This is a genomic window from Paraburkholderia dipogonis (assembly GCF_046027395.1).
Lineage (GTDB): Bacteria > Pseudomonadota > Gammaproteobacteria > Burkholderiales > Burkholderiaceae > Paraburkholderia > Paraburkholderia dipogonis_A.
Genome location: NZ_JAQQEG010000104.1, coordinates 1 through 2,188, shown reverse-complemented (window position 1 = coordinate 2,188; position 2,188 = coordinate 1). Strand labels below are relative to the sequence as shown.

2 protein-coding genes are annotated in these 2,188 nt (G+C 61.0%); both read left to right on the top strand.

Features of this window, described 5'->3' with window-relative positions; translation table 11 throughout:
* Positions 1–147: 147 nt before the first annotated feature.
* Positions 148–1,320 carry an efflux RND transporter periplasmic adaptor subunit gene (locus PQR32_RS42015; protein ID WP_408241761.1) on the top strand — a complete coding sequence of 391 codons (1,173 nt, stop codon included), beginning with the start codon at positions 148–150 and terminating at the stop codon, positions 1,318–1,320.
* A 17-nt stretch (positions 1,321–1,337) separates the two neighbouring features.
* Positions 1,338–2,188 (top strand): efflux RND transporter permease subunit (locus PQR32_RS42010; protein ID WP_408241758.1); only part of this gene is annotated, 851 nt, incomplete at its 3' end.

The following is a 2,188-nucleotide window of genomic DNA, read 5'->3' as shown; positions in this document are numbered from 1 at the left end:
CGCTACTTTATAACCAGAAACACGGAGTCCATACTTCCGTCAACGCTGTACACCCAGTGATGGATGTAAGGCCGAGACGACTATGAACTGAAATCCAAACCTGTCACGTTTTTACAGACCACTTTGCATCTATAAGGAGTACTACTCATGCTCACCAATCGCAAACGGCTTACCGCCGCGTTGGGTGCGCTGGCAGTTGTCGGCGCAGTCGCGTGCATTGGCTTCACTCACGGGACCACATCAGGTCCGCTGAGTGCAGCTCGGGCCGCTGACGCGCCGCCAGCCACCCAGGTCGACGTCGCGGTCGTCCTTTCGCAGACCATCACGGACTGGCAAAGCTACTCCGGGCGTCTCGAAGCCATCGACCACGTCGAAGTGCGCCCGCTCGTCGCCGGCACCATCGTTGCAGTCCACTTCAAGGACGGCGCGCTTGTCAAGAAAGGCGACCCGCTTTTCACGATTGACCCCCGCCCCTATCAGGCTGAAGTTGACCGCGCTGCGGCACAGGTCGCGGCAGCCAAGGCTCGCGCGATTTACACGTCGACCGACGCCGCACGTGCTGACCGCCTGCTTGCCGACAACGCCATCGCGAAGCGCGACTACGACGAGAAGCAGAACGCTTCACGCGAAGCCGCCGCAGGCGTGAAGGCTGCCGAGGCCGCTCTCGAAGCTGCACAGGTAAATCTCGGGTACACCAGGATTACCGCACCGGTCACGGGCCGCGTATCGCGTGCCGAACTGACCGTTGGCAACGTTGTTTCGATTGGTTCGAGCGCACCGTTGCTCACGACGCTGGTTTCGGTGTCGCCGATTTACGCCTCGTTCGATGTGGATGAACAAACGTACCTGCAATACCTCGGCCGCGACCGGAATTCGAAGGTACCGGTATCGCTGGGCCTTGCCAACGAGGACGGCTACTCGCGCAAGGGTGCGGTCACGTCGGTTGATAACCGGCTCGACACCTCGTCCGGGACCATCCGCGTGCGAGCCACCATCGACAACGCAGACGGCGCGCTCGTTCCCGGTCTCTACGCACGCGTCAAGGTTGGCGGTGGTGAACCGCATCCGGCCATTCTGATCGACGACGCGGCCGTGGGCACTGACCAGGCCAAGAAGTTCGTGCTAGTTGTGGATACCGCGAACAAGGTCGTCTACCGGGAGGTCCAGCTGGGCGGCCTGCACGACAACCTCCGCGTCGTGACCGCGGGGCTCAAGGTGGGTGAGCGCATCGTCGTGAACGGCATGGTGCACGCCAAGCCGAGTGACACCGTCAGCCCACACATGGTCAACATGGCCGACGCTCCCAGATCCGCAGCGTAATACGCGAGACGCGCATCATGAACATCTCAAAATTTTTCATCGACAGGCCCATCTTCGCGGCCGTTCTGTCGGTGGTGATTGTGCTCGCGGGCTTTATCGCGCTGACCAAATTGCCAACGGCCGAATATCCGGAAGTCGTGCCGCCGTCGGTTGTCGTTCGCGCACAGTACCCCGGCGCGAATCCGAAAGTCATTGCCGAAACCGTCGCCTCTCCAATTGAAGAGCAGATTAACGGCGTCGAGAACATGCTGTACATGCAGTCGCAGGCTAACAGCGACGGCGCGATGACGACGACCGTGACGTTCAAGCTCGGCACCGACCCCGACAAGGCGCAGCAGCTTGTGCAGAATCGGGTATCGCAGGCCATGCCGCGTCTTCCCGAGGACGTGCAGCGCCTGGGCGTGACGACCATCAAGTCGTCGCCTACCCTGACAATGGGCGTGAATCTCGTCTCGCCTAACGGACGGTATGACCTCACCTATCTGCGCAACTATGCACTTATCAACGTGAAGGACCGGCTTGCGCAGGTCCCGGGCGTTGGTGAAGTTGCGATGTGGGGCGCGGGCGATTACTCCATGCGCGTCTGGCTTGACCCGACAAAGGTGGCCCGTCAGAACCTGACGGCAACCGATGTCGTGAAGGCAATTCGTGAGCAGAACGTTCAGGTCGCGGCCGGTATTGTCGGCGGCGCTCCAATGACGACAAACGTTCCGATGCAACTGAGCGTGAACGCCCAAGGGCGCCTGAAGACCGAAGAAGAGTTCCGCAACATCATCCTGAAAACATCCCCGGACGGCGCGGTGACGCACCTGAGCGACGTGGCTCGCGTTGAAATGGGTGCGGCCGAGTATGCACTGCGAGCAAGCCT

Bases quoted from the DNA above. Each gene is read 5' to 3' on its own strand.
- PQR32_RS42015 (WP_408241761.1), top strand. From the start codon at position 148: ATGCTCACCAATCGCAAACGGCTTACCGCCGCGTTGGGTGCGCTGGCA.